General features: G+C 63.9%; 22 protein-coding genes. 8 read left to right on the forward strand and 14 right to left on the reverse strand.

Going from position 1 to position 24,452, the window contains the following annotated elements:
* Nucleotides 1-47: 47 nt before the first annotated feature.
* The 5 genes from FHR27_RS00380 to leuS form a co-directional block, all read right to left on the reverse strand.
* On the reverse strand, nucleotides 48-1,340 hold the full coding sequence (locus FHR27_RS00380) for a lytic murein transglycosylase (protein WP_179537499.1): 1,293 nt from the start codon (nucleotides 1,338-1,340) through the stop codon (nucleotides 48-50).
* A 70-nt stretch (nucleotides 1,341-1,410) separates the two neighbouring features.
* On the reverse strand, nucleotides 1,411-1,578 hold the full coding sequence (gene arfA, locus FHR27_RS00385; RefSeq protein WP_179537500.1) for an alternative ribosome rescue factor ArfA: 168 nt from the start codon (nucleotides 1,576-1,578) through the stop codon (nucleotides 1,411-1,413).
* Nucleotides 1,579-1,665: 87 nt separating this feature from the next.
* The gene (holA, locus tag FHR27_RS00390) at nucleotides 1,666-2,700 is read right to left on the reverse strand and encodes a DNA polymerase III subunit delta (protein WP_179537501.1); all 1,035 of its coding nucleotides are present in this window, start codon (nucleotides 2,698-2,700) and stop codon (nucleotides 1,666-1,668) included.
* A gap of 269 nt (nucleotides 2,701-2,969) precedes the next feature.
* On the reverse strand, nucleotides 2,970-3,575 hold the full coding sequence (locus tag FHR27_RS00395) for an LPS-assembly lipoprotein LptE (RefSeq protein WP_042555347.1): 606 nt from the start codon (nucleotides 3,573-3,575) through the stop codon (nucleotides 2,970-2,972).
* Between the two features lie 114 nt (nucleotides 3,576-3,689).
* Entirely contained in the window at nucleotides 3,690-6,296 is a 2,607-nt protein-coding gene (gene leuS / locus FHR27_RS00400; protein ID WP_179537502.1) for a leucine--tRNA ligase, read from the reverse strand.
* A gap of 179 nt (nucleotides 6,297-6,475) precedes the next feature.
* Here leuS and FHR27_RS00405 point away from each other — a divergent pair, with 179 nt between their 5' ends.
* Nucleotides 6,476-6,817: a hypothetical protein gene (locus FHR27_RS00405; protein ID WP_179537503.1), complete on the forward strand. Its 342-nt coding sequence runs from the start codon at nucleotides 6,476-6,478 to the stop codon at nucleotides 6,815-6,817.
* 94 nt (nucleotides 6,818-6,911) lie between these two features.
* Nucleotides 6,912-7,676, forward strand: a complete 765-nt coding sequence (locus tag FHR27_RS00410) for a YdcF family protein (protein WP_179537504.1) — start codon at nucleotides 6,912-6,914, stop codon at nucleotides 7,674-7,676.
* A 958-nt stretch (nucleotides 7,677-8,634) separates the two neighbouring features.
* Here the strand turns inward: FHR27_RS00410 and lnt are convergent.
* The 5 genes from lnt to miaB form a co-directional block, all read right to left on the reverse strand.
* Nucleotides 8,635-10,152, reverse strand: coding sequence for an apolipoprotein N-acyltransferase (gene lnt, locus FHR27_RS00415; protein WP_179537505.1), 1,518 nt, complete (start codon nucleotides 10,150-10,152; stop codon nucleotides 8,635-8,637).
* Between the two features lie 58 nt (nucleotides 10,153-10,210).
* On the reverse strand, nucleotides 10,211-11,047 hold the full coding sequence (locus FHR27_RS00420) for an HlyC/CorC family transporter (protein WP_042555149.1): 837 nt from the start codon (nucleotides 11,045-11,047) through the stop codon (nucleotides 10,211-10,213).
* 25 nt (nucleotides 11,048-11,072) lie between these two features.
* Complete coding sequence (gene ybeY, locus FHR27_RS00425; protein WP_042555150.1) at nucleotides 11,073-11,531, reverse strand: rRNA maturation RNase YbeY; 459 nt, start codon at nucleotides 11,529-11,531, stop codon at nucleotides 11,073-11,075.
* A complete protein-coding gene (locus FHR27_RS00430; RefSeq protein WP_042555151.1) occupies nucleotides 11,528-12,547 on the reverse strand; it encodes a PhoH family protein in 1,020 nt (339 codons plus the stop codon). The genes ybeY and FHR27_RS00430 overlap by 4 nt, the downstream gene beginning before the upstream one ends.
* A gap of 124 nt (nucleotides 12,548-12,671) precedes the next feature.
* The gene (gene miaB / locus FHR27_RS00435) at nucleotides 12,672-14,006 is read right to left on the reverse strand and encodes a tRNA (N6-isopentenyl adenosine(37)-C2)-methylthiotransferase MiaB (protein WP_179537506.1); all 1,335 of its coding nucleotides are present in this window, start codon (nucleotides 14,004-14,006) and stop codon (nucleotides 12,672-12,674) included.
* A 208-nt stretch (nucleotides 14,007-14,214) separates the two neighbouring features.
* Between miaB and FHR27_RS00440 the strand changes: the two genes are divergently transcribed.
* On the forward strand, nucleotides 14,215-14,538 hold the full coding sequence (locus tag FHR27_RS00440; protein ID WP_042555153.1) for a DUF1820 family protein: 324 nt from the start codon (nucleotides 14,215-14,217) through the stop codon (nucleotides 14,536-14,538).
* Between the two features lie 56 nt (nucleotides 14,539-14,594).
* Here the strand turns inward: FHR27_RS00440 and FHR27_RS00445 are convergent, their stop codons facing one another.
* The 4 genes from FHR27_RS00445 to FHR27_RS00460 form a co-directional block, all read right to left on the reverse strand.
* Nucleotides 14,595-15,143 carry a tetratricopeptide repeat protein gene (locus FHR27_RS00445; protein WP_042555154.1) on the reverse strand — a complete coding sequence of 183 codons (549 nt, stop codon included), beginning with the start codon at nucleotides 15,141-15,143 and terminating at the stop codon, nucleotides 14,595-14,597.
* A 274-nt stretch (nucleotides 15,144-15,417) separates the two neighbouring features.
* Entirely contained in the window at nucleotides 15,418-16,707 is a 1,290-nt protein-coding gene (gene hemL / locus FHR27_RS00450; RefSeq protein WP_042555155.1) for a glutamate-1-semialdehyde 2,1-aminomutase, read from the reverse strand.
* A gap of 22 nt (nucleotides 16,708-16,729) precedes the next feature.
* Nucleotides 16,730-17,359, reverse strand: coding sequence for a thiamine phosphate synthase (gene thiE / locus FHR27_RS00455; RefSeq protein ID WP_179540000.1), 630 nt, complete (start codon nucleotides 17,357-17,359; stop codon nucleotides 16,730-16,732).
* An 11-nt stretch (nucleotides 17,360-17,370) separates the two neighbouring features.
* Nucleotides 17,371-18,207 (reverse strand): bifunctional hydroxymethylpyrimidine kinase/phosphomethylpyrimidine kinase, encoded by an 837-nt coding sequence (locus FHR27_RS00460; RefSeq protein WP_042555157.1) that lies wholly within the window; start codon nucleotides 18,205-18,207, stop codon nucleotides 17,371-17,373.
* Between the two features lie 395 nt (nucleotides 18,208-18,602).
* Here FHR27_RS00460 and FHR27_RS00465 point away from each other — a divergent pair, with 395 nt between their 5' ends.
* The 5 genes from FHR27_RS00465 (at nucleotide 18,603) to FHR27_RS00485 (ending at nucleotide 24,294) form a co-directional block, all read left to right on the forward strand.
* Nucleotides 18,603-19,790 carry an MFS transporter gene (locus FHR27_RS00465; RefSeq protein WP_179537507.1) on the forward strand — a complete coding sequence of 396 codons (1,188 nt, stop codon included), beginning with the start codon at nucleotides 18,603-18,605 and terminating at the stop codon, nucleotides 19,788-19,790.
* Between the two features lie 106 nt (nucleotides 19,791-19,896).
* A complete protein-coding gene (locus FHR27_RS00470) occupies nucleotides 19,897-20,661 on the forward strand; it encodes a siderophore ferric iron reductase (RefSeq protein WP_042555159.1) in 765 nt (254 codons plus the stop codon).
* Nucleotides 20,649-21,416, forward strand: a complete 768-nt coding sequence (locus tag FHR27_RS00475) for an ABC transporter ATP-binding protein (protein WP_179537508.1) — start codon at nucleotides 20,649-20,651, stop codon at nucleotides 21,414-21,416. Before FHR27_RS00470 ends, FHR27_RS00475 begins: the two co-directional genes overlap by 13 nt.
* Before the next feature lie 2 nt (nucleotides 21,417-21,418).
* Nucleotides 21,419-23,434 (forward strand): Fe(3+)-hydroxamate ABC transporter permease FhuB, encoded by a 2,016-nt coding sequence (gene fhuB, locus FHR27_RS00480; protein ID WP_179537509.1) that lies wholly within the window; start codon nucleotides 21,419-21,421, stop codon nucleotides 23,432-23,434.
* Entirely contained in the window at nucleotides 23,431-24,294 is an 864-nt protein-coding gene (locus FHR27_RS00485; protein WP_042555162.1) for an ABC transporter substrate-binding protein, read from the forward strand. The genes fhuB and FHR27_RS00485 overlap by 4 nt, the downstream gene beginning before the upstream one ends.
* The last annotated feature ends 158 nt before the right edge of the window (nucleotides 24,295-24,452 follow it).

The raw sequence follows: 24,452 nt of genomic DNA on the forward strand, positions 1-24,452 counted from the left end.
TGACGTTTCGACGCGGCCTCGCGTGAAACGTCAACAGGCCCTGGCGCTCAGTTCTGCTGGCGCAGTTGGTCGAGCAGGTTGCTGTCCGGGTAGCCATCGGCTGGCCAGCCCAGGTGCAGCTGGAAGGCACGGATCGCCTTGCGGGTGTTGGCGCCGATGATGCCATCGGCATGACCGGAATCGAAACCACGGGCGCTCAGGCGCTCCTGTAGCTCGACACGCTCGCTGCGACCCAGCTGCCGATCGCCTTCCGGCCAGGTGCCTTGCACGCCACCGCCGCCACGCAGGCTGTCGGACAGCAGCCCGATCGCCAGCGCGTAGGAGGTGGAGTTGTTGTAGCGCAGGATGCTGCGGAAGTTACCCATCAGCAGGAATGCCGGGCCACGGTGGCCTGCGGGCAGCAGCAAGGTGGCGCTGGCGTCGTCACGAGGCGTGTTCAACGGTTGGCTCACCGGGTGAATGCCCAGGGCACGCCATTCGCTGAGGCTGCGGCGTACTTCCGGGTCGGCCAGGGCGTAGTCGAAGCCCTGCGGCAGCTCGACCTCGAAGCCCCAAGGCTGACGCAGTTGCCAGTTGGAGCCTTGCAGGTAGTGAGCCGCCGAGGCCAGCGCATCGGCCGAGGACGTCCACACGTCGCGCTTGCCGTCACCGTCGAAATCCACCGCGTGTTCGTTGTAGGTGGTGGGCATGAACTGGGTCTGCCCCATGGCTCCGGCCCAGGAGCCGACCAGGCTTTCCGGGGCGATGTCGCCGTGTTGGAGAATCTGCAGCACGGCCAGCAACTGGCTGCGCCAGAACGCCTGACGTCGCCCCTCATAGGCCAGCGTGGCCAGGGAGCGCACCACGTTGTGGCTGCCGATGTTGCTGCCGAAGTTGCTTTCCATGCCCCAGATGGCGACCAGGGTCTCTGCGTCGACGCCATAGCGCTGCTCGATCTGATTGAGCAGGGCACGGTTTTGCGTCAGCAGGATACGACCGCGAGCGACACGGCTGGGGGAGACGGCACCGTTGAGGTACTCCCACACCGGGCGGCTGAATTCGGGTTGGCTGCTGTCGGCCTTGACCACGTCCGGGTTCGGCACGACGCCAGCGAAGGCGCGGTCGAACAGGGTCGGGCTGATGCCGGCGGCGATCGCGTCGCTGCGCAACAGGTCACGCCATTGTTCGAAGCTCAACTGCTCCTGAACGGGCTGGGTGAATGCGGCGTTGGTCGGGGTATTGCCCTGCGTAGCGCTCTGGGTGGCCAGGGGCTGGGCAGGGGCATCGGCACAGGCCGTGAGCAAAAGCAGGAAGCTGGCCGCAGCGGTGGCAGGCAGGCCGCGAATGAACAGGTTGGGCATGGTCATCTCAACACGTTTTGCAGGCGACCACCTTAGCACGGATGAGCGGTAATGCGGGCTGTGCGAGTGGTCAGGCTGCCTTTTTCGACAGCTCCAGAAACGAAAAGGCCTCCCAGTTCTGCTGGGAGGCTTGGCGGCGGTAGCTGCCTTTTCCTTTGCCGGGGCGTTCCTGGCGTGAGCGGAACAGCGGCTGGGCGATGATGGATTTGGCCTTGTTCGGGCGTGCTTTCTTGCTCATGGCAGGTCCTCAATCAGTGCTCGCGCCGGTGCGAGCGGCAGCAATGATGCGCCGCTGCGGGAGCCATGTCCATACGCGCTGGAGGCTTCAGGTGCCGAGCTTGAGACGCTGGCCGGCCATCATCAGCACCAGGCGCGACAGGCTCGCCCACGGATCGCCCGCCGCCTGGCCCTTGACCTGGGCATCGATCTGCTGGGCATCCATCAGCAGCGCATTCCAGCGTGCCGGCGAGTGACGTTGCAGGGCTTTGCTCACCAGCGGTCGACGCTTGTCCCAGACCGGCGGGCGGGCCGAGGCGAAGGCCTTGTCCAGCGGGATGCCCTGGCTGAACTGGTAGGACAGGTTGGCCAACTGGCGCAGCTCGCGGGCCAGCATCACCACGATGAACAGCGATTCCTGGCCTTCGCCACGCAAGCCATCGAGCATGCGCAGGGCATGGGCAGCTTCACCATTGAGGATGGCATCGATCAGGCCGAAAACGTCATAGCGGGCACTGTCGGCTACGGCCGCCTGAACGGTGCCAGCATCGATCTGCTGGCCATCGGCGAGCAGCTTGAGTTTCTCGATTTCCTGGGCGGCGGCCAGCAGGTTGCCTTCTACCCGGGCGGCGATCAGGTCCACCGCGTCGGCAGTGGCATTCATGCCCGACTGGGCCAGGCGCTGACGAATCCATTGCGGCAACTGGTTGGCGTCCACCGGCCAGATCTGCACGAACTGACAGTGCGGGCCATCGATCAGGGCCTTGGCCCACTTGGTCTTCTGCGCGCTGCCATCGAGTTTGGGCAGGCTGATCAGCAGCAGGGTGTCTTCCGGCGGCCGACCAAGATACTCGATGATCGCTGCAGCACCCTTGTCGCCTGGCTTGCCATTGGGAATGCGCAGTTCGATGACGCGCTTGTCGGCGAACAGCGACATGCTGGCGCCGGCTTCATAGAGCATGCCCCAGTCGAAGTTGGCCTCGGCGTGAAACACCTCGCGCTCGGTGAAGCCTTGAGCACGACTGGCACTGCGGATGGCATCGGTGGCTTCCTGGCAGAGCAGCGCTTCGTCGCCGCAGACCACGTAGACCGGAGCCAGGGAACCCTGAAGGTGTTTGCCGAGTTGGGCGGGGGGGAGTTTCATGAGTTTCTAAACCTAAGGGCCGAAGGAGCGACCCCATCCGTCTTGGAGCCGGGGCCCGATTTTCGACGAGCCTTCACGCGCACTGGCAGCGCAATGGCTAAAGCAGCCGTTCGCCGATCCACTGTGGGAGCGCGCCATGCGCGCGAAAAATCGCGGGCATGGCCCGCTCCCACAGATACTGCGCCGATAAGCGCTTGCGCCTTATTGCCGTCGATCCATAGGGATACGGGTTCTCTTTGCCAAGTACACCAAGATCGCGAACAAGGTTCTTACTGCACCGGCAGTTCGATGGGCGACTGCTGCGGCTGTGCGGCTTCGCGTTGGCGTGCAGCTTCCAGGGCTTCGGCTTCAGCCTTGGCCTTGGCTTCAGCGGTTTGCTGCAGTGCGTCGAGCTGCTCCGGAGTGATCTGCTGCAGGCGCTGGGCCAGTTGCTGTACCAGGTCACGACGCATCTCGGTGCGCAGTTGCGCCGATTCCTGATCGTTGCTGATCAGGTTGTTGGAGTCCTGCACGTAATAGGTTTGCACTTCGAGCTGGTTGCTCAGCAGCAACAGATCCTTGGCACCGCGAATCTCGTAGTTCAGGGTCATGGTGCGCTCGTACTCGGCGCTGCGCGCGGAGCTGGTGTAGCTGGCGGAGCGCTGTCTTTCCTGTTCGTTGGCCAGGTACAGCTTGTAGGCGGCCCCCGGGAACACGCGCACGCCGTTGTTCTCCAGCACTTCGCGTACGTCACGTACGGTATCGCCGTAGCTGTCCCGGGCGCTGACCTCCAGCTCCTTCAGGGCGAACTGCACGTCACCGGTGCCGCGCAGCTGGAAGCCGCATGCGCCGAGCAGGCCAGCCAGACCGATTACCAACAGATTGCGCTTGATCATCTCGTTATCCCCTTGTCCCGCCGGCTCCGCTGGCCAGCATGGGCAGGCACGGGTGCCTGCGTTGCCGATACGTTGACCCGGTGCCGGCAGCATGCCGACACCTCAGTTGTCGCCTCAGTTGGCGACGATGTTGACCAGCTTGCCGGGCACCACGATGACCTTGCGGATCGTCAGCCCTTCGGTGAAGCGTTGTACGTTTTCGTTGCTGCGCGCAGCGGCTTCGACCGCTTCGCGGCTGGCGTCGGCCGGCACGTCGATCTGGCCGCGCAGCTTGCCGTTGACCTGAATCACCAGTTGCAGGCTGTCCTGCACCAGAGCCGATTCGTCCACGGCTGGCCAGGAGGCGTCGATGATCGCTTCCTCGTGACCCAGCTCCTGCCACAGTTCGTGGCTGATGTGCGGGGTGATCGGGGCAAGCAGCAGGGCGACGGTTTCCAGGCCTTCCTGAAGCAGGGCGCGCTGCTGGTCGGTGTCCTGAGGCGCCTTTTCCAGCACGTTCATCAGGGTCATCACCTGAGCGATGGCCGTGTTGAACTTGTGGTGCTGGCCAACATCCTGGGAAGCCTGCTTGATCGCCAGGTGGATGGCGCGGCGCACTTCCTTGCCCGCGTCATCCAGCCTGGTGGTATCCAGCACCCCCGGCAGGCCCTGGCTGACGTGGCTCTGGGCCAGGCGCCAGACACGGCGCAGGAAGCGGTTGGCGCCTTCGATGCCGGCGTCGGACCATTCGCAGCTCATGTCCGGTGGCGATGCGAACATCATGAACAGACGGCAGGTATCGGCACCGTAGGCATCGATCATCGCCTGGGGGTCGACGCCGTTGTTCTTCGACTTGGACATCTTCTCGGTGCCGCCGATCTCTACCGGCAGGCCGTCGCTTGCCAGCTTGGCAGCGATCACCTTGCCCTTGGCATCACGCTCGACGGTGACATCGGCCGGGTTGAACCAGTCCTTGCCGCCGTTATCCAGGGTGCGGTAGTAGGTTTCGGCAACCACCATGCCCTGGGTCAGCAGGTTCTTGAACGGCTCGTTGGACGACAGCAGGCCTTCGTCACGCATCAGCTTGTGGAAGAAGCGCGCATAGAGCAGGTGCAGAATCGCGTGTTCGATGCCACCGATGTACTGGTCCACCGGCAGCCAGTGGTTGGCTGCGGCCGGGTCGACCATGCCGCCGGTGTAGTGTGGCGAGGCGTAGCGTGCGAAGTACCAGGACGATTCCACGAAGGTGTCCATGGTGTCGGTTTCACGCTTGGCCGGTGCGCCGCATTTCGGGCAGTTGCATGCGTAGAACTCGGGCATGCGTGCCAGGGGCGAGCCGGCGCCGTCCGGCACCACGTCTTCGGGCAGCACGACCGGCAGCTGATCTTCCGGCACCGGCACGTCACCGCAGGTATCGCAGTGGATGATCGGGATCGGGCAGCCCCAGTAGCGCTGGCGGCTGATGCCCCAGTCGCGCAAACGGAACTGGGTGCGCGATTTGCCCAGTTCCTTGCGGATCAGCGCCGCCTCGATGGCGTCGAATGCGCCTTCGAAATCCAGGCCGTCGAATTCGCCGGAGTTGATCAGTTGACCATGTTCGTTGTACGCGGCCTGCCAGGGTGCAGGTGTTTCGTCACCGGCACTGGTCCGTACCACGGCCTTGATCGGCAACTGGTACTTGATGGCGAATTCGAAATCGCGCTCGTCGTGAGCGGGTACGGCCATGACTGCGCCGTCGCCGTAGTGCATCAGCACGTAGTTGGCGACCCAGACCGGCAGCTTTTCGCCAGTCAGCGGGTGTGCGACGAACAGCGAGGTCGGCCGGCCCTTCTTCTCCTGGGTGGCAACGTCGGCTTCAGCCACGCTGCCGCCTTTGCATTCGGCGATGAACGCTTGCAATTCGGGGTCGTTCTGCGCCGCCAGAGTGGCCAGCGGATGTTCGGCGGCCACGGCGACGTAAGTCGCACCCATCAGGGTATCGGGGCGGGTAGTGAACACCTTCAGGGTGCCGGTTTCGCCGATGGACGCCTGATCGTAGGGGAACTGGACTTCCATGCCGCGCGATTTGCCGATCCAGTTGCGCTGCATGGTCTTGACCTGTTCAGGCCAGCCATCCAGCTCATCCAGACTACTCAGAAGTTCATCCGCGTAGGCGGTGATCTTGAAGTAGTACATGGGGATTTCGCGCTTCTCGATCACCGCGCCGGAACGCCAGCCGCGGCCGTCGATGACCTGCTCGTTGGCGAGCACGGTCTGGTCGACCGGGTCCCAGTTGACGGTGCCGTTCTTGCGATAGATCACGCCTTTTTCGAACAGGCGGGTGAACAGCCATTGTTCCCAGCGGTAGTAGTCCGGCTTGCAGGTGGTGACTTCACGGGTCCAGTCGATGGCCAGGCCCAGGCTCTTGAGCTGGGTCTTCATGTAATCGATGTTTTCGTAGGTCCACTTGGCCGGCGCCACGTTGTTCTTCATCGCGGCGTTTTCCGCCGGCATGCCGAAAGCGTCCCAGCCCATGGGCTGCAGGACGTTCTTGCCCTGCATGCGCTGGTAACGCGCTATCACGTCGCCGATGGTGTAGTTGCGCACGTGCCCCATGTGTAGCTTGCCGCTCGGGTAGGGGAACATCGACAGACAGTAGAACGTCTCCTTGCCGGGCTGTTCGCTGACTACAAAGGAGTTCTGCGAATCCCAGTGGGATTGCGCGGCGGCTTCGATTTCGCGTGGCTGATACTGTTCGTGCATGGCTACTTTGCGCTAGGGAAAGGGGCTTTCGGGAAACGCCGTAGCATACATGACCCCCCTTGACGGAGGGAAACGCTGATTGCTCTGTCGGGCGGGGGCATCACCGTTTGTCGCGGTACCCGGCTCTCTGCGGAGCGAACGCTAAGCTTGCCTGATGGCGTCCAGCCACGAGGTGTGCGATGGGGCATTCGACAGGTATTGAAAACCAGGACGATCCTTACGGACGATTGCTGCAGCGGCTGACGCTGGCGCTCGATGATGCCGACAGTCTGGCGCGTCTGTCCGACAAGCCGTCCGGGGATATGGAGGTGCGCGGTCTGTCCGTTGCCGAGCTGGAACTGATCAGGGCCTATCTGGCCAGTGATCAGGACTGGTTGAAGGGCTGGCACGCCACTGCAGCGCAGCAGTATCGCTCAGGCATGGTGAGCCTGGAGCCACTGGCGCCTCCGTTCAAGCGCCACCAGGTTTCTCATCCGGGCCAGCCATGGCGGCCATCCGCGGTGGTTCTGCCCGAGGCGTAGCTGCTGTCGACATCGCTTCTGCGTCTCGACGATTGCCGGCTTGCGCTGAAACGGCGCCAGCCTCTAGGCTTCGACCCTTTCCCGGAGGTGCTCGATGCCGCTTCGCTACATGCTCAAGCAATTCTTCATGCCGCCCGGCATTCTTCTGCTTCTGCTGTTACTCGCCTGGTTTCTGCGTCGGCGCTTTCCGCGTCTGGCGGCCTGCTGTTTCACGGTCGGCCTGGGTGGCCTGTGGCTGATGAGCCTGCCGATCACCGTGGAGTGGATGGCGCGAGCGATAGAGCGTGAGCCGGCGGTGGCCCATGAACAGTGGGCTGGCCTGGCGCAGCATGCGGACGCCATCATCGTTCTGGGTGGCGGGCGCGATTCTGCCGACCCGGCCTGGGGCGGCGATCAGCCCAGTGCGATGGCGCTGGAGCGCACCCGCTATGCAGCACGCCTGGCCAAGGCCTCCGGGTTGCCGGTTCTGACCACTGGCGGGCTGCATTTCGGTCGACCGCCGAGCGAGGCGGCGCTGATGGCCGAGGTGATGCGCGAGGATCTGGGGGGCGAAGTGCGTTGGCGCGAAGAGCGCAGCCGCACCACCTGGGAAAATGCGCAGGAAAGCGCTGCCATGCTGCAGCCCGAAGGCGTGCGCCGCGTGGTGCTGGTTACCCAGGCCTGGCACATGCCACGTTCGCGCTGGAGTTTCGAGCAGGCGGGCTTCGAGGTGGTAGCCGCACCCGTGGGGTTCATCGGCGTACCCAATGACCGCCCCCTGGGTGGCTGGCTGCCAGAGGGCAAGGCTTTCTGGCAAAGCACCTTGTTGCTCAACGAAGCGATCGGCTCGCTGGCCTATCCGCTGGCTTACCGGCGTTAGTGGTGAACGATTCGATGGGGCGCAAGCCTATCCGTTGCCTTGCGGGCGTAAGCTCCCGGGGTGCGTCAAGCCCGCGACACACGCGCCCCGGTGGGCTTCGGCCCACCACCCAAACCGCCCACAGCCCGAGGTGCCGAAGCGCATGCTTTGAACCTCCGGCCACTATCGGCGTTGAATGGTTTTGGTGGGCTGAAGCGCCACCCTACGTTTTATGCCCTGGGGTAGGGTGGGCTTCAGCCCACCGCCGTAACACCCAGAGCCCGAGGTGCCGAAGCGCATCCTCTGAACGTCCGGCCACCATAGGCATGAATGGTTTTGGTGGGCTAAAGCGCCACCCTACGTTTCATGCCCTGGGGGTAGGGTGGGCTTCAGCCCACCACCACAGCGCCCACAGCCCGAGGTGCCGAAGCGCATGCTTTGAACCTCCGGCCACTATCGGCGTTGAATGGCTTTGGTGGGCTAAAGCGCCACCCTACGTTCATGCCCTGGGGTAGGGTGGGCTTCAGCCCACCGCCGTAACACCCAGAGCCCGAGGTGCCGAAGCGCATCCTCTGAACGTCCGGCCACCATAGGCATGAATGGCTTTGGTGGGCTAAAGCGCCACCCTACGGTTCATGCCCTGGGGTAGGGTGGGCTTCAGCCCACCACCACAGCGCCTACAGCCCGAGGTGCCGAAGCGCATGCTCTGAATGTCCGGCCACTATCGGCGTTGAATGGCTTTGGTGGGCTAAAGCGCCACCCTACGGTTCATGCCCCTGGGAGTAGGGTGGGCTTCAGCCCACCACCACAGCGCCTACAGCCCGAGGTGCCGAAGCGCATGCTTTGAACCTCCGGCCACTATCGGCGTTGAATGGTTTTGGTGGGCTAAAGCGCCACCCTACGTTCATGCCCTGGGGTAGGGTGGGCTTCAGCCCACCGCCGAGCCCGCCGTCCGGCTCAGCCCGGTCTGCCCTTGGCGTTATACCGCATCCCGGCGGCGCTGAATCAGGGCCCAGGCCGCCAGCAGGCTGCAGAGGACGATCAGCGGCCAGGAGCGCCACTGCAGGTAGGGCGTCAGGTGCTGCATGGGCTGCACTTCACCGTACAGCGTGCCCTGTTCGAACTGCGGCAGGCGCTCGGTGATCTGGCCGAACGGGTCGATCAATGCGGTCACCCCATTGTTGGTGGCGCGGATCATCCAGCGACCCGCTTCCAGAGCACGCATCTGCGCCATTTGCAGATGTTGCAGTGGGCCGATGGATTTACCGAACCAGGTGTCGTTGCTCACCGTCAGCAGCAGGTCGCTCTGCGCGGCCATTTCGGCAGCGAACTCCGGGTAGACCACTTCGTAGCAGATGAAGGTCGCGATGCGCTGTCCTTTGGCTTCCAGCAGGGGCTGGTCGTGCTCGCCGCGGGCGAAGTCGGACATCGGCAGGTCGAAGAAAGCGATCAGGCCGCGCAAGACTTCCTGCAGCGGCACGTACTCACCGAACGGTACCAGGCGCTGCTTTAGGTAATCGCCGCTGCCCTGGCCCACCACGCTGACGCCATTGTAGTAACGCAGCTCACCACGCTCGTTGGGCTGGCGGATCGGCACACCGGTGATCAGCGCGCTCTGACGGTCACTGGCGAAGCGGTCCATCACGCTGAGGTAGCCGATGGCCTGTTCCTTGAGGACCGGCACGGCGGTTTCCGGCCAGATCAGCAAGTCGGTCGGTTTGCTGCTGAAACTCATGTCTCGGTACAGCGCCAATTGTGCGTTGAGCTGCGCCGGGTCCCATTTGAGATTCTGCTCGACATTGCCTTGAATCGCCGCGACGCTCAGCGGCTCGCCGGCAGGTGAAGTCCAGGCATGACCCTTGAGCAGAGCGCCGACCAGCCAGGGCGCGATCAGCAGCGCCAGAGCCACGGCCAATTGCGGCTTGTGCCGGTACAGGCGTGGCAGGTTGACGAGCAGTGCAGCGCTCAGCGCCAGGGCAAAAGACAGCAGCCACACACCGCCTACCGGAGCCAGACCAGCCAGTGGCCCGTCCAGTTGGCTGTAACCTGCGTAGAGCCAGGGGAACCCGGTGAGAAACCAGCCTCGAAATGCTTCCTGGGCAACCCACAGGGCGGCGAACGCCAAGGCATCGGTTGCCAGCGCTGCATCGCGGCGTAGCCAGCGTGCCCACAACCAGGTGGCCAGTGCGAAGAACAGACCGAGCCCGGCGACGAAGCCCAGAGTCAGAAAGGCAGCCAGGGGCGGCGAAGCGGCGCCGTAGTCGTGAATGCTCACGTATACCCAGCTGGTGCCGGAGGCGAACAGGCCGAAACCGTACCACCAGCCGCGCCATGCTGCCTGGCGTGGTGTCAGTTCACGCAGGCCGCGGTAGAGCAGGGCGATCGACAGCAGCACCAGCGGCCAGATGTCGTAGGGTGCCAGCGCCAGGGTGGTCAGCGCACCTGCCAGCAGAGCGATCAGATTGCCGGGCCAGCCGGGGCGGAACAGTCGATTCATCGGAATGCTCGAAAGAGGAGAGTGGCAGGCGCCCCGCCTGGCAGGGCGCTACAGCGTGTCAGCGCGCCAGCGGCGTCAGACGCAGCAGGTGCACGCGGCGGCTGTCGGCGTTCAGCACGCGAAAGCGGAACTCGCCGATCACCGTCACTTCGTTGCGCTTGGGCAAATGACCGAAGGCGCTCATCACCAGGCCGCCGACGGTGTCGAATTCGTCATCCGAGAAGTCGGTGGTGAAGGCTTCGTTGAAGTGATCGATGGGCGTCAGCGCCTTGACCAGGAAGTCGCCGCTGGGCAGCGGCTTGACGTAGCTGTCTTCCTCGACATCATGTTCGTCCTCGATATCACCGACGATCTGCTCGAGCACGTCTTCGATGGTCACCAGGCCGGCGACGCCACCGTATTCGTCGATCACCACCGCCATGTGGTTGTGATTGGCGCGGAACTCGCGCAGCAGCACGTTGAGGCGCTTGGACTCAGGCACGAAGGTGGCCGGGCGCAGCATGTCGCGGATGTTGAAGTCGGGCTGGTCGCCGAGCAGCAGCGGCAGCAGATCCTTGGCGAGGAGGATGCCGAGTACGTCATCGAGGCTCTCGCCGATCACCGGGTAGCGCGAGTGCGCCGCCTCGATGATCACCGGGAGGAATTCTTTCGGGGACTGGGTGGCCTTGATGGTGACCACCTGGGAGCGCGGCACCATGATGTCGCGGACCTGCAGGTCCGCGACCTGAATGGCGCCCTCGACGATGGCCAGGGCCTCGCTGTCGAGCAGTTTGTTCTGATGCGCATCGCGCAGGACTTCCAGCAGTTCCTGGCGGTTCTTCGGCTCATGAGCAAAAGCCTGGGTCAGCTTGTTCAGCCAGGACTTTTGCTCGTTGCTCGATCGGTCTTCGCTCATGGGGGTTTACTCGGGATCCTTGCTTTCATTCGTCGCCGGCGTACGGGTCGGGATGACCCAGCTCGGCGAGCAATAATCGTTCCAGCGCTTCCATCTCCTCGGCTTCCTCATCATCGATGTGGTCATAGCCGAGCAGGTGCAGGCAGCCGTGTATCACCAGATGCGCCCAGTGCGCCTCCAGCGTCTTGCCTTGCTCGATAGCCTCGCGCTCGACCACCGGCACGCAGATCACCAGGTCGCCAAGCAACGGGATATCCAGCAAATCATCAGGCACGTCGGCGGGAAAGGACAATACGTTGGTGGCGTAATCCTTGTGTCGCCAGGTGTGATTGAGTTCGCGGCCTTCGGTCTCGTCGACCAGGCGGATAGTCAGCTCCGAGTCTGCCGTGCGCTGGCGTAGGGCCAGCTCACACCAGGCTTGAAAGGCACCAATGGTGGGTAGGTGGTCGCCGTCACTGGCGACCTGCAGATCCAGCTCGATCATCTGTCGGACCTGGCACCCGGGTCGTTGTCCGCCGGCCGGCGGTCAAACGGCTGATGTTCGGCATCGAAGCGCTCGTAGGCCTCGACGATGCGTTGCACGAGGGGGTGGCGCACCACGTCCTTGGGCTTGAAGTGGGTGAAGCTGATGCCAGGCACGCCTTTGAGCACGTCGATCACGTGAGTCAGGCCGCTCTTGGTTCCGCGCGGCAGGTCGACCTGGGTGATGTCGCCGGTGATCACTGCGGTGGAGCCGAAGCCGATCCGGGTCAGGAACATTTTCATCTGTTCCATCGTGGTGTTCTGGCTCTCATCGAGAATGATGAAACTGTTGTTCAGCGTGCGGCCGCGCATGTAGGCCAGCGGCGCAACCTCGATCACCTGTTTCTCGATCAGTTTGGCGACCTGCTCGAAACCGAGCATCTCGTAGAGCGCGTCATACAGCGGGCGCAGGTAGGGGTCGATCTTCTGCGACAGGTCACCTGGCAGGAAGCCGAGCTTCTCGCCGGCCTCGACCGCCGGACGCACCAGCAGGATACGGCGGATCTGCTCACGTTCCAGCGCGTCCACTGCAGCAGCGACGGCAAGGTAGGTCTTGCCGGTGCCAGCCGGGCCGATGCCGAAATTGATGTCGTGGTCGAGGATCGCCTTGACGTAGAGCTGCTGGTTGGCCCCGCGTGGCCGGATCATGCCCTTGCGGGTGCGCAGGGCGATGTTGAGATGGGCGCTGGGGTTGTTCAGCTCCTCGATGCCCGACTCCTGCAGGAACAGGTGCACCATATCCGGCGACAGCTCTGTGCTGTCAGTTTCGCGATAGAGACGGCGCAACAGATTTTCAGCAGATTGGGTCTGTTGCGCCTCGCCAAGCAGTTCGAACTGATTGCCGCGATTGCGGATTTCGATACCCAGACGAGATTCGATCAGGCGCAGGTGCTCGTCGAATTGCCCGCTGAGATTGGCGAAGCGCTTGGCTTCGAAAGGTTCGAGGGTGAAGCGATGAGGTTCTATGGAAGTATTCAAAGTCGTATTTTGGCCGCCAGTCGGCTGGGTTGAAGGCAGAGAATAGCGCTAGCTGTCGCCGGGGGAAAGCGCGGCCGACGACCGCGCTGCGCTTGTGGCTGGCTGCCTTCGCTGGGCGAAGGGCTCAGTGGCGCTCGATCAGTGTGCCACGCAGCGAATGCGGCATCGCTTCGTCGATATGCACATCGACGAACTGGCCGATCAGCCGCGGATTGTCGCACTGGAAGTTGACGAAACGGTTGTTCTCGGTCTTGCCCTGCAGCTTGCCCGGGTCCTTTTTCGAGAAGTCGCTGACCAGAATGCGCTGCACGCTGCCGACCATGCGACGGCTGTTTTCGAAGCCTTGCTGGTTGAGGCGGTGCTGCAGCATCTGCAGGCGCTCTTTCTTCACTTCTTCCGGGGTTTCGTCGACAAGGTCGGCGGCCGGCGTACCGGGACGCGAGCTGTACATGAACGAGTAGGAGAAGTCGAAACCGACGTCCTCCACCAGCTTCATGGTCTGCTGGAAATCCTTCTCGGTCTCGCCCGGGAAACCGATGATGAAGTCCGAGCTGATGACGATGTCCGGCACTGCCGCCCGCAGTTTGCGGATGCGCGACTTGTATTCCAGCGCCGTATGGTTGCGCTTCATCGCCGCCAGAATGCGGTCCGAGCCCGACTGCACGGGCAAATGAAGGAATTTCACCAGCTCCGGGATCTCGGCGTGAGCCTTGATCAGCGCGTCGGAAAATTCCAGCGGGTGGCTGGTGATGTAGCGAATGCGATCGATGCCATCGACGGCGGCTACCAGGTAAAGCAGCTCGGCGAAGTCGGCGATACCGCCGTCGCGCGTGGTGCCGCGGTAACCGTTGACGTTCTGGCCGAGCAGGGTGAGCTCACGCACGCCGTTCTCGGCCAGATGGATGATTTCGGCCAGCACATCGTCCAGCGGTCGGCTGACTTCTTCGCCGCGGGTATAGGGCACCACGCAGAATGTGCAGTACTTGCTGCAGCCTTCCATCACCGATACGAAGGCGCTGGGGCCGTCGACTCGTGGCTCGGGCAGGCGGTCGAATTTCTCGATCTCCGGGAAGGAAATATCCACCTGAGCGATCTTGGTGCTGCGCGCGGCGTCGATCATCTCCGGCAGGCGATGCAGGGTCTGCGGGCCGAACACCACATCGACGTAGGGCGCGCGGTCGCGAATCGCCGCGCCTTCCTGGCTGGCCACGCAGCCACCGACGCCGATCACCAGATCCGGGTTTTCCAGCTTCAGCTCACGCCAGCGGCCGAGCTGGGAGAACACCTTGTCCTGGGCTTTTTCGCGGATCGAGCAGGTATTGAGCAGGATGACGTCGGCGTCTTCCGGGCGATCGGTCACTTCCAGAGCCTGATGCTCGCCCAGCAGGTCGACCATGCGCGAGCTGTCGTACTCGTTCATCTGGCAACCGTGGGTTTCGATATAGAGCTTCTTGGTCATGGCACTGCCTGGAATGATTGAAAAGGTGTTCAGGAAACATCTCCGACGTCGCCTCGGCGACGGCCATGCAGGCCAGCCCGGAAAATGACCGCGCATTATAGGGGGCTTGGTCGACAGAGGCCACAATCGATGGACAAGAGGGGCGACGAAGCAGTCGAGAGCCGTGCTAAGATTCGCGCTCTTTTCGACTGCCAGCCAATCGTTACCCATGACCAAGCGTGAACCGATCTACAAGGTGATTTTCCTCAATCAGGGCCAGGTGTACGAGATGTATGCCAAGCAGATCTTCCAGAGCGATCTGTGGGGCTTCCTGGAAATCGAGGAATTCGTCTTCGGCGAACGTACCCAGGTCGTCGTCGACCCAAGCGAAGAAAAGCTCAAGGCTCAGTTCGATGGCGTGGTGCGCAGTTTCGTGCCCATGCATTCGATCGTGCGCATCGACGAAGTCGAGCGTCTGGGTACGCCGAAGATCAGCGAGGCCAAGGGTGGAGGCAACATCATGCCGTTTCCCATGCCCATGCCGGAAAAATAGGTTTCAGCGCAAGCGATCCGCAGCTCGCGCTACGGCTTTTCGTTGCACCGCCGTTGCTATTTCAGCGGTGCGAAAGGGGAGAGGCCATCGGCGGCCTGCAGTTCCTGCAGGTAGTTGCGGAAGATCTGCCCCAGTACCTGGGTGGCCACTTCCAGTTCCGCTCTGGGCATCTGCAGGGACACTTCGTCAGCGCTGTCCATGGCTTCGTCCGAGCCATTGACCGCAGCCATCTTCAGCACGATATAGGCCTGCACGTTGTTGGCGGCCACGCCTTCGCCACGAAAGAACATCATGCCCAGATGGTATTGCGCCTGCGCATGCCCCTGTAGCGATGCGCGCTCGAACCAGTTGAGTGCTTGGGCGAGGTCGCGCTCGGTGGCCCTGCCGTCGTAATAGAATTCGCCAAGCTCGTATTGCGCCTGGGCGTCGCCGCCGTCGGCACTCTGCTGGCAGGCCTGCAGGGCGTCTGGCAGGTCTTCGGGGGCGACGTTCAGCGAACAGCTGCCGGTCGCCGGGATCAGCAATGAGTTTCCGTCCGCCAGTGCAAGCAATGGCAGCAGGAGCAACAGGCAGCCCAGAGACAGGGTGCGGCCGGTGCGCTTCATGAAGATCCAGATACCTCGAGGTGCTGACAGGGTGAATGACGGCGGAAAGAATGAGTCCGCCATCACATTATGAAATAAGCCGCAGCGTTCTTACAAAGTGTTTGCCTGCTTTTCTGCCCCATCGTGGCGCGCGCGCATCGCTGTCGCGTGCGAATCGTACCCCGATTTGGCTCGAATCGGCGGCTGACGCCTCTTATAGACGATCAGCCGCACAACGACAGGTTCCACCATTATGCGCGGCAATGAAGGTCCGCCGCACGCTGCTGACCGCTCATCATGCCTGTTTGAGGTTGGCGAACGCGCGTTCGGCGGCGTCCAGAGTCAGTTTCAGCTCGGCCTCGCCGTGGGCGATGGAGGTGAAACCTGCCTCGAAAGCACTCGGTGCCAGGTAGACGCCGCCTTCCAGCATCAGGTGGAAGAAACGCTTGAAGCGCTCTGCATCGCTGGCCATCACGTCGTCGAAGGTGACGATGTCGTCAGCGCCGCTGAAATACAGCCCGAACATGCCGCCCGCCTGGGTGGTGACGAACGGGATGGCGGCCGCATCGGCACGATCCTGCAGGCCCTGCAGCAGTGTACTGGTGTAGTCGCTCAGTTCGGCGTGGAAGCCAGGCCGGCTTATCAGCTTCAGGGTGGTCAGGCCGGCGGCCATGGCCAGCGGGTTGCCGGACAGCGTGCCGGCCTGGTAGACCGGGCCGAGGGGAGCGATGCGTTCCATGATCGCGCGCTTGCCGCCGAAGCAGCCCACCGGCATGCCGCCGCCGATGATCTTGCCGAAGGTCGACAGGTCCGGCGTCACGCCGTAATGCGCCTGGGCACCGCCGAGGGACACCCGGAAGCCGGTCATCACTTCGTCGAAGATCAGTACCACGCCGTGCTTGTCGCACAGGCTGCGCAGGCCCTCGAGGAAGCCGGGTGCTGGCGGTACGCAGTTCATGTTGCCGGCGACCGGCTCGACGATGATGCAGGCGACCTCGCTACCGACCTTGCCGAGCATGTCGGCGACCGCATCGATGTCGTTGAACGGCAGGGTCAGGGTGTGCTTGGCGAAGGCCGCTGGCACGCCCGCGGAGTTCGGCACGCCCTGGGTCAGTGCACCGGAGCCGGCTTTGACCAGCAAGCTGTCGGAGTGGCCGTGGTAGCAGCCTTCGAACTTGATGATGCTGTCGCGGCCGGTGTAGCCACGCGCCAGACGGATGGCGCTCATGGTCGCCTCGGTGCCGGAGCTGACCATGCGCACCATTTCCATGGACGGCACCAGTGCGCAGACCAGGTCGGCCATTTCGGTTTCCATGGCGGTCGGCGCGCCATAGGACAGGCCATGGTCGAGCTGGCGGCGTACTGCGTCGATCACTTCAGGGTGGCTGTGGCCAAGGATCATCGGCCCCCAGGAGCCGACGTAATCGACATAGCGCTTGTCATCCTCGTCCGTCACGTAGGCGCCTTCCGCGTGCTTGAAGAACAGTGGCGTGCCGCCAACGCTCCTGAAGGCGCGAACCGGCGAGTTGACGCCGCCGGGGATGTGTTTCTGGGCGTTGGCGAAGAGGATTTCGGAGCGGGACATGATGGAGCCTCTTGAAAATGAATTAGGCCGGTTGGAACAGGGCGCTGAAGGCGCGCGCGCGGCGTTCGACCTCTGCAGCCGAATCGGCGGCGAACAGGGCGTGGATCACCGCGAGCATGCTGGCACCCCTTTCTATCAAGGGAGCGGCGTTGTGCAGGTCGATGCCACCGATGGCGACGATCGGCAGTTGCACGCGCGCCTTGGCACTGGCCAGCAGCTCGGCAGTGGCTGCCGGTGCGCCAGGTTTGGTGTGGGAGTTGAAGAATCGCCCGAAGGCCACATAGCTGGCGCCTTCGCGGGCCGCCTGCTCGGCCAGCTCCAGGCGGGCGTGGCAGGTGCCGCCGATGATCGCTTGGCGTCCCAGCAGGGCGCGGGCCACGGCCAGCGAGCCATCCTCCTGGCCCAGGTGCAGGCCGACGCCCAGGCGGGCGGCCAGCTCGGCATCGTCGTTGATGATCAACGCAGCGCCGTAGCGTTCGCAGAGGCTGCGCAGGGCCTCGGCCTCGCGCAGGCGGCGTGCTTCATCGCCGGACTTGTCACGGTACTGCAGCACGCGCGCGCCGCCAGCCAGGGCAGCCTCGACATAGGGCAGCAGCTTGCCACCGGCGAGCAACTGGCTATCGGTGATGGCGTACAGGCCGCGCAACCTGATGGGCGCGGCCATCAGCAGAAGTCCAGTGGCAGGCGGCGTGGTACGTACTGACCGCGGCCCGGTCGCTCGGCGTCGCGCAGGGTGCGCCAGGTGTAATCCAGGGCAGTTTCGACCGCACTGATCAAATCCTGTCCAAGGGCTATGCGTCCGGCGAGGGTGCTGGCCAGGGTGCAGCCGGAGCCGTGGTAGCTGCCGGGCAAGCGCGGGCAGGTGAAGGTGTGCTGGCTGCCATCGCGCAGGTACAGCCGGTTATGCACCACATCGCTTTCGTCGCCATGGCCACCGGTGATCAGCAGGTGGCGGATGTGCGGCAGCAGCCGGTTGGCGCATTCATCGGCCGTGCCGTCTGGCAGGTCGGCGAGGATGCGTGCTTCCGGCAGGTTGGGCGTGGCGATGGTGGATACCGCGAACAGACGCTCGCGCATGGCGAAACCAACTTCGTCCTTGCCCAGGGCACCGCCACCGCCGGCACGCAGTACCGGGTCGCAGACCAGCGGCACGCCTGGCAGTTTGTCCATGATCATCAGCACGGTTTCGACCATTTCCACCGAGCCGAGCATACCCAGCTTGACTGCGGCTACCGGCATGTCGGCGATCACCGCATTGGCCTGGGCCAGCACCCAGTCGCGGTCGAGCACGCGGAAGTCGCTGACATCGACCGTGTCCTGCACGGTCAGGGCGGTAACCGCTGGGGCGGCATGGCAGCTCTGTGCCAGCAGCGCTTCGATGTCCGCCTGCAGGCCGGCGCCTCCGCTCGGGTCGTGGCCGGACAGGCACAGCACTACCGGGCGCGAGGGGGCAAGGCGAGCACTGCTGCGTTCATAATCTGGGAGGCCGAAGTCGATCATCTGTGTCGCGGGTTCCGGTTTACCAGGTCATTGAAAAACGTGGGCGAGGCAGCCGATGCGGGGCTGATGGCAGCCCCAAAACAGGTGAGAAAAGCGGAGTTCACCGCTGTATACGAGCATTTTCAGCCTGTTTTCACGAAGCAACTGCTACCTGGGTGGTGTTTTCAACAGCCTGTTTGGGTAGGGCGGCAGGCGCCCTACCTGGTTTATCGGGCTCGCACCAGCGGGTGGCCGGCGGCATTTTCGTGGGGCGCGAGCTTAACATTTTATGCGCCGCGGTGAGGCTGGATAGTCTCGCGAAGGGACTGGCGCATCCCCACCATCAAGCGTAACGGTTCGCATTTGTGCGTAGCCCCGTGCATCATGCAACGCCCAGCCCTCGCTGTCGCCGACCCATGAACCTGCGCTTCTATCTGATTGCCATGACCGCCCTGGCGGTGGTCACCGACAACCTGATCATTCCCTTCTATCCGCAGTATTTCGCCGAGCGTTTCGACAATCCCCCGCCGGAGCATGTTGGTCTTTATCTGGCGGCGATCAGCCTGACGGTGATGGCCGTGTTTCCGCTGTGGGCGCGTCTGGCCAGGCGCGTGCATCCGGTGCGCATTCTGATCGGCGCGCAGTTCATGGCCGGCACGCTGACCGCGGCCCTGACCTTCATCGATTCGCTGCCGCTGTTCTGGGTGGTGTCGTTGCTGATGATCGTGTTCAAGGGCAGCTACCTGCTGATGTACCCCTACGTGATGAGTCTGCAGCAGCACGACAGCCACACCCAGACCATCGGTACGTTGTCGGTGGTGGTGCACTTCGGCGCGATTCTCGGCGCAGCCGCTGGCGGGCTGGTGCTGCAAGTGCTGGCTATCGGCGATGTATTTCTGATCATGGCTGCCGGCGACTTCATTCAGATGGCCATCTGCATGCACCTGATTCGCGGCCACCTGCCGCGCAGCGGCGAGACCGGAGAAGCGGACAGCAGTGCGGGTGAGACGCCAGCCGGCAGTGGGCAGCGTAGCCTGCTGGCGATCTACCGGCTGTGCGTGGTGATGTTGCTGTTCTACTTCGTCGCCTACGTCACCCGGCCATTCTTCGCCGTGTACTGGCAGCAAGTGGCGAGCTGGAACAGCGAGCTGATGGCCGGTTTCGTGTATTCGCTGCCGGGCGCCGTGGCGGTGTTCGCGCTGTGGTGGAGCAGGCGTTCGACGGTCAAGGGGGCGACCCGTGATGGCATCTTCGCCGGTCTGCTACTGGGGGCGGCTGCGACCTTCATTCAGGGTTTCGACAACCAGTGGCTGATTCTGCTGGGGCGCGTGCTGTTCGGCTGGGCGTTGTATCAGGTCACGGTCCGTCTGGATGCCTTGCTGTTCGAATTGAGCACGCCGGAGAACTACGGCGTGGACTTCAGCAAGATCAATATCTTCCAGTGCCTGGGCACCATGGGGGCATCCTACGGCGCCGGCCTGCTGGTCAGCCATTACGGTCAGCACATGCCATTCTGGGTGGGGGCGCTTGGCTTGCTGATCACCGCTGCAGTGTTTCCGCTGCTGATCAAGGCGGGGCCAACGGCGGGCTCTTCGCGCGAATGATAATCTGGTGCATTAGCGTTGGGCGTGGTTAAATTCGTGTCTTGCACCAGCGCCACGCTGCCGCGCCGATGCCAGCCGTCACGAATCATTCCGGGGCCGACCTGCGATGTACCAGGCCAACGCCGATCTTCTGCACCTTATCGAGGTGACCGCACGTACCCTGCCGGGGCTTTCCGGACGGGTGGGTTCGAGTGGCCGCGACGAGCTTGCCTGCGGAGCCTCCGATAACCCCGCACGCATTGCTGCGCTCTACCAACACTGGCAGCTCGCCTGTCCCGAAGCCGGGCCGCATTACTGGAACACCCGCACCTGGACGCTGCTGATCTGGCAGCCGATCTACCTGAGCCTGCTTGGCGTGCATCTGGCCGGCCGCGTGCCTTGTCTGAACGACATGGGGCAGTCCGTGTGCGACGGTGTGGTGTCGGGCTTCTGCCTGCCCGAGCACTGCCCGCGGCAGGCCAGCCAGGATGCCCTGATCGATTTCGCTGCCGGGCAACTGCAGCAACTGGTGGCGCGCCAGTTGCAGGAGTACAACGCGGTGGCCGCCATGCATCAGAAGATGGCGCGCCGCCTCGAAGCCGACTACGTGCTGGCGGCGCTGCTGCTGATCCAGCGTCAGCAGGCGCTGAGCAATGCCCAGTTGCACCAACTGGAACGGCGCTGGCTGGAGGCCCTCGATCTGCAGGGCGACAGCACGCTGATCGACGTCCGCCTGGACGACGGCCGCGAACGTCTGGCCCTGGGCCGCAAGGTGTGCTGCCAGCACTTCCGCCGCGCCGATGGCCAGCTATGTAGTACCTGTCCGAAACTCAAACAGGAGGAGCGCCTGGCGCGCCTGCGTCAGGAGCTGAGTCTCGAATGCTGCGAATGAATGATATCGAGGTCCGCCGCGACGGTCGCCTGACCCTGGCGCTGGACGAGCTGCAACTGGCCGGCGACCAGTTCACCGTGATCCTCGGGCACAACGGCTCGGGCAAATCGACGCTGATGAACCTGATCGCCCGGCAGTTGCAGCCCGACACCGGTACGCTGCAGCTCGACGGCAAGCCATTGGCCAGTTTCAGTCAACGTGAGTTCGCCCGTCGGGTGGCCTTCCTGCCGCAACGCCTGCCGGATGTGGCCGGGCTCACCGTACGCGAACTGGTGCGCCTCGGGCGCTTTCCATGGCGTGGTCTGCTTGGCCGCTGGCAAGCCGAGGATCAACGGATGATCGAACGGGCCATGGCGCAGACCGATGTCGAACAGTACGCCGATCACCTCGCCGATACCCTGTCCGGCGGCGAACGGCAGCGGGCCTGGATCGCCATGCTGCTGGCCCAGCAGTCACCGCTGATCCTGCTCGATGAGCCCACCTCGGCGCTGGATCTGGCCCATCAGTACGAACTGATGACGCTGCTGCGCGAGCTCAATCTGGCGACTGGCCGCGGTATCGTCGCCATCCTCCATGACATCAATCTGACTGCCCGCTATGCCGACCGTATCGTCGCGCTCAAGCAGGGGCGGGTGTTCTTCGATGGTTCCCCGGAGGAACTGCTGAACAACCCGCTGCTCAGCCAGCTTTACGACATCGACATCGAACTGATCGAGCAGCCTGGTAGCGCCCGCAAGATCGCCGTGGTGGCCTGAGCATGGGCGTCAGCGAAGCGCGGCAGAACGCGTTATCCAGGGCGTCCGGCAGGCAAGCGCTGCGCTATGGCCTGACCCTCGGCCTGCTGCTGGTGCTGATGGTGGTGCACCTGCAATTGAGCACTGCATTGCCGCTGGCACAGCAATGGGCGGTACTCGGCGGTGCGGTGCAGAATGATTTCGATGCCCTGCAATTCAACCTCTCGGCGCTGCCGCGGCTGGTCATGGCCCTGCTGGTCGGTGCGGCGTTGGGGCTGTCCGGCAGCGTGCTGCAGCAACTGACGCAAAATCGCCTGGTGTCTCCAATGACCATCGGCGCTTCGTCCGGTGCCTGGCTGGGGCTGGTCTGTGCCACCTTGCTGGTGCCGACGGTCGCGGCTACTCATGGCCATTGGGCGGCGCTGTGTGGAGCGCTGCTGTCGGTGGGGCTGGTGCTGGTGATCGCCGGGCGCAACGGTATCGCCGGGTTGCCGGTGGTGCTGGCGGGTATGGCCCTGAATCTGCTGCTCGGCGCGCTGGCTGCAGGTCTGGTGCTGCTCAACAACCAGTACACCAGCGGGCTGTTCGTCTGGGGCGCCGGGGATCTCGCGCAGATCGACTGGCACTGGGTAGGCTGGTTATGGCCCAAGCTGTTGATCGGGCTGCTGGTCATTGTGCTCGCACCACGCCCGCTGACTCTGCTGCAACTGGGCAGTGACGGCGCCCAGTCCCGCGGCCTGAGCCTGTGGCCGGTGATGCTGGCACTGTTCATGGTGTCGATCTGGATGACCTCCGTGGCGATCACCGCTGTGGGGCTGATCGGTTTCATCGGTCTGCTCACGCCCAATCTGGCACGTCTGTTCGGTGCCCGCCGCTCCCGTGATGAACTGCTCTACAGCGTACTGCTGGGCGCCGTGTTGCTGCTCGCCACCGACGCCCTGGCACTGCTGGCCAATCGCTGGACGGCGGACCTGGTACCCAGTGGCGCGGCAGCGGCCCTGATCGGCGCCCCCGCTCTGCTGTGGTTGTCGCGGCGCCAGTTGTCCGCCGATGACGCCCGTGGTCTGGCGTTGCCGGAGGGGCCGGAGCGAGTGCGGCGACGCCATGCGCTGCTGGTGGTGGGGCTGACGCTGGTGGCCGTGCTGCTGAGCATCTGCCTGGGGCGCAGCAGCGCGGGCTGGCAGTTCGAGTGGCCGTCTTCGCTGATCTGGGCGTTGCGCTGGCCGCGCGTGCTCACCGCCGCCGCAGCGGGCTGTGGCCTGGCCATCGCCGGGGTACTGCTGCAGCGACTGCTGCGCAACCCGCTGGCAAGCCCGGATATCCTCGGTCTTTCGGCGGGCGCGACCCTGGCGGTGATGCTGGCGCTGATGATCTTTGGCGGTTCGCTGCTGGGCTTCACCGCGCCGATCGCGGCCTTCATCGGCAGCCTCGCGGTGCTCGCCGTGCTCCTGCTGCTAGGCCGTCGCCATCAGTATTCGCCGGCGCTGATGGCACTGGTGGGCATTTCCCTCACGGCACTGCTCAATGCGGCGTTGCAGTTTGGTCTGGCCAAGGGCACGGCCGATTCCTTCGCACTGCTTGGCTGGCTGGCGGGTTCGACTTACCGGGTCTCGGCGGCGCAATCGCTGTGGCTGGCTGCCGGGGTGCTGCTACTGGGCGTGCTCAGCCTGCTCTGCCACCGCGCACTGACGCTGATCTCCATCGGCGATGGAGTGGCGCTGAGCCGTGGCCTGAACGTACCTGCTGCACGTCTGGCGCTGCTGGTGCTGGTGTCGCTACTCTGCGCGCTGGTCACCAGCCTGATGGGACCGGTGGCCTTTCTCGGCTTGCTGGCACCGCACATGGCGGCGATTCTTGGTGCGCGGCGGGTGGTGTCGCAGCTGTTGCTCGCTGCGGCGTTGGGCGGCGTGCTGATGTTGCTGGCAGACTGGTTCGGTCGCGTGCTGATCTTTCCCTTGCAACTGCCGGTCGGCATCGTCGCGTCGGTGGTGTGCGGCAGCTATTTCGTTTACCTGCTGGTCAAGAGGCGCCTGGCATGAAGGATCTGTTGCGCGCTGTGTCGCTGCTGTTGTGCCTGGTGGCCGGCTTCGCCGGTGCACAACCGCGGGTGGTGGCGTTGAGCTGGGAAGCGGCTGAGCACCTGCTGAAACTGGATATCACCCCCATTGCCGTGGCCGACGCCGAGGACTACCGCACCTGGGTGGTGCGCCCACGCCTGCCGGACGAGGTGCCAAGCGCCGGCTCGCGTACCGAGCCGAATCTGGAATTGCTGGCGCAACTGAAGCCGGAACTGATCGTCATTCCACCGCTGCTCGAGGACATCCGCGGCAAGCTGGAGCGCATCGCGCCGGTGGCCGCTTACAGCAGTTTCAGCCAGCAGCACGACAATTATCTCACCGCCCGTGACAACTACCTGGCGCTGGCGCAGCGTTTCGGGCGCGAGGAACAGGCGCTGCGTGAGTTGGCGGCGATGCAGGCACGGGTCGATGAACTGCATCGCCGTCTGGTCGAGCATTTCCGCGGGCGTTTGCCGAAGGTCACGGTGATCCGCTTTTCATCGCCCACGGCGGTGTTCATCAATGGCGCCAACTCCATGGCCGATCACGCCATGCAGTTGCTGCATCTGCAGCCTGCCTACCCGCTGCCGCGCAGTCCCTGGGGCATCGTGCAATCGCCAGTGACCACCCTGGGGCGCATCGAAGACGGTGTGATTCTGCATATCGAACCCTTCGCCGCGCAGGATCAGCTGTTCGATACACCGCTCTGGAACGCCATGCCGTTCGTGCGCGAAGGCCGCTTCGGCGCCATGCGTTCGACCTGGACCTACGGCGGGGTGTTTTCCATCGAATACCTGGCCGAAGCGATCAGCGAGGCGCTGCTGCGTCTGCCCGCCCGCTGAGTTGCAGAGCCTGACGCGGACGGCCAGCCCATTCCCGGCGTCTCCCGTCTAGCGGATCGCTGTCCGGCCTGGTGAGATGTTGCGCAGCGACGCGGCTTGCGCTTAGGCGCAAACAAACCCTAGAGTTGCGCGAATTTGCAATTCGAACCGTGCAAGCC

This window comes from Pseudomonas flavescens (assembly GCF_013408425.1).
GTDB classification, from domain to species: Bacteria; Pseudomonadota; Gammaproteobacteria; order Pseudomonadales; family Pseudomonadaceae; genus Aquipseudomonas; species Aquipseudomonas fulva_A.

Coding starts and splice junctions, on each gene's coding strand:
- holA (WP_179537501.1), bottom strand. CDS start 2,700: ATGAAACTCCCCCCCGCCCAACTCGGCAAACACCTTCAGGGTTCCCTG.
- FHR27_RS00475 (WP_179537508.1), top strand. CDS start 20,649: ATGCTGCGAATGAATGATATCGAGGTCCGCCGCGACGGTCGCCTGACC.
- FHR27_RS00470 (WP_042555159.1), top strand. CDS start 19,897: ATGTACCAGGCCAACGCCGATCTTCTGCACCTTATCGAGGTGACCGCA.
- FHR27_RS00440 (WP_042555153.1), top strand. CDS start 14,215: ATGACCAAGCGTGAACCGATCTACAAGGTGATTTTCCTCAATCAGGGC.
- arfA (WP_179537500.1), bottom strand. CDS start 1,578: ATGAGCAAGAAAGCACGCCCGAACAAGGCCAAATCCATCATCGCCCAG.
- ybeY (WP_042555150.1), bottom strand. CDS start 11,531: ATGATCGAGCTGGATCTGCAGGTCGCCAGTGACGGCGACCACCTACCC.
- FHR27_RS00445 (WP_042555154.1), bottom strand. CDS start 15,143: ATGAAGCGCACCGGCCGCACCCTGTCTCTGGGCTGCCTGTTGCTCCTG.
- FHR27_RS00485 (WP_042555162.1), top strand. CDS start 23,431: ATGAAGGATCTGTTGCGCGCTGTGTCGCTGCTGTTGTGCCTGGTGGCC.
- FHR27_RS00465 (WP_179537507.1), top strand. CDS start 18,603: ATGAACCTGCGCTTCTATCTGATTGCCATGACCGCCCTGGCGGTGGTC.
- leuS (WP_179537502.1), bottom strand. CDS start 6,296: ATGCACGAACAGTATCAGCCACGCGAAATCGAAGCCGCCGCGCAATCC.
- FHR27_RS00395 (WP_042555347.1), bottom strand. CDS start 3,575: ATGATCAAGCGCAATCTGTTGGTAATCGGTCTGGCTGGCCTGCTCGGC.
- FHR27_RS00380 (WP_179537499.1), bottom strand. CDS start 1,340: ATGCCCAACCTGTTCATTCGCGGCCTGCCTGCCACCGCTGCGGCCAGC.
- FHR27_RS00460 (WP_042555157.1), bottom strand. CDS start 18,207: ATGATCGACTTCGGCCTCCCAGATTATGAACGCAGCAGTGCTCGCCTT.
- hemL (WP_042555155.1), bottom strand. CDS start 16,707: ATGTCCCGCTCCGAAATCCTCTTCGCCAACGCCCAGAAACACATCCCC.
- FHR27_RS00420 (WP_042555149.1), bottom strand. CDS start 11,047: ATGAGCGAAGACCGATCGAGCAACGAGCAAAAGTCCTGGCTGAACAAG.
- miaB (WP_179537506.1), bottom strand. CDS start 14,006: ATGACCAAGAAGCTCTATATCGAAACCCACGGTTGCCAGATGAACGAG.
- FHR27_RS00405 (WP_179537503.1), top strand. CDS start 6,476: ATGGGGCATTCGACAGGTATTGAAAACCAGGACGATCCTTACGGACGA.
- lnt (WP_179537505.1), bottom strand. CDS start 10,152: ATGAATCGACTGTTCCGCCCCGGCTGGCCCGGCAATCTGATCGCTCTG.
- FHR27_RS00410 (WP_179537504.1), top strand. CDS start 6,912: ATGCCGCTTCGCTACATGCTCAAGCAATTCTTCATGCCGCCCGGCATT.
- fhuB (WP_179537509.1), top strand. CDS start 21,419: ATGGGCGTCAGCGAAGCGCGGCAGAACGCGTTATCCAGGGCGTCCGGC.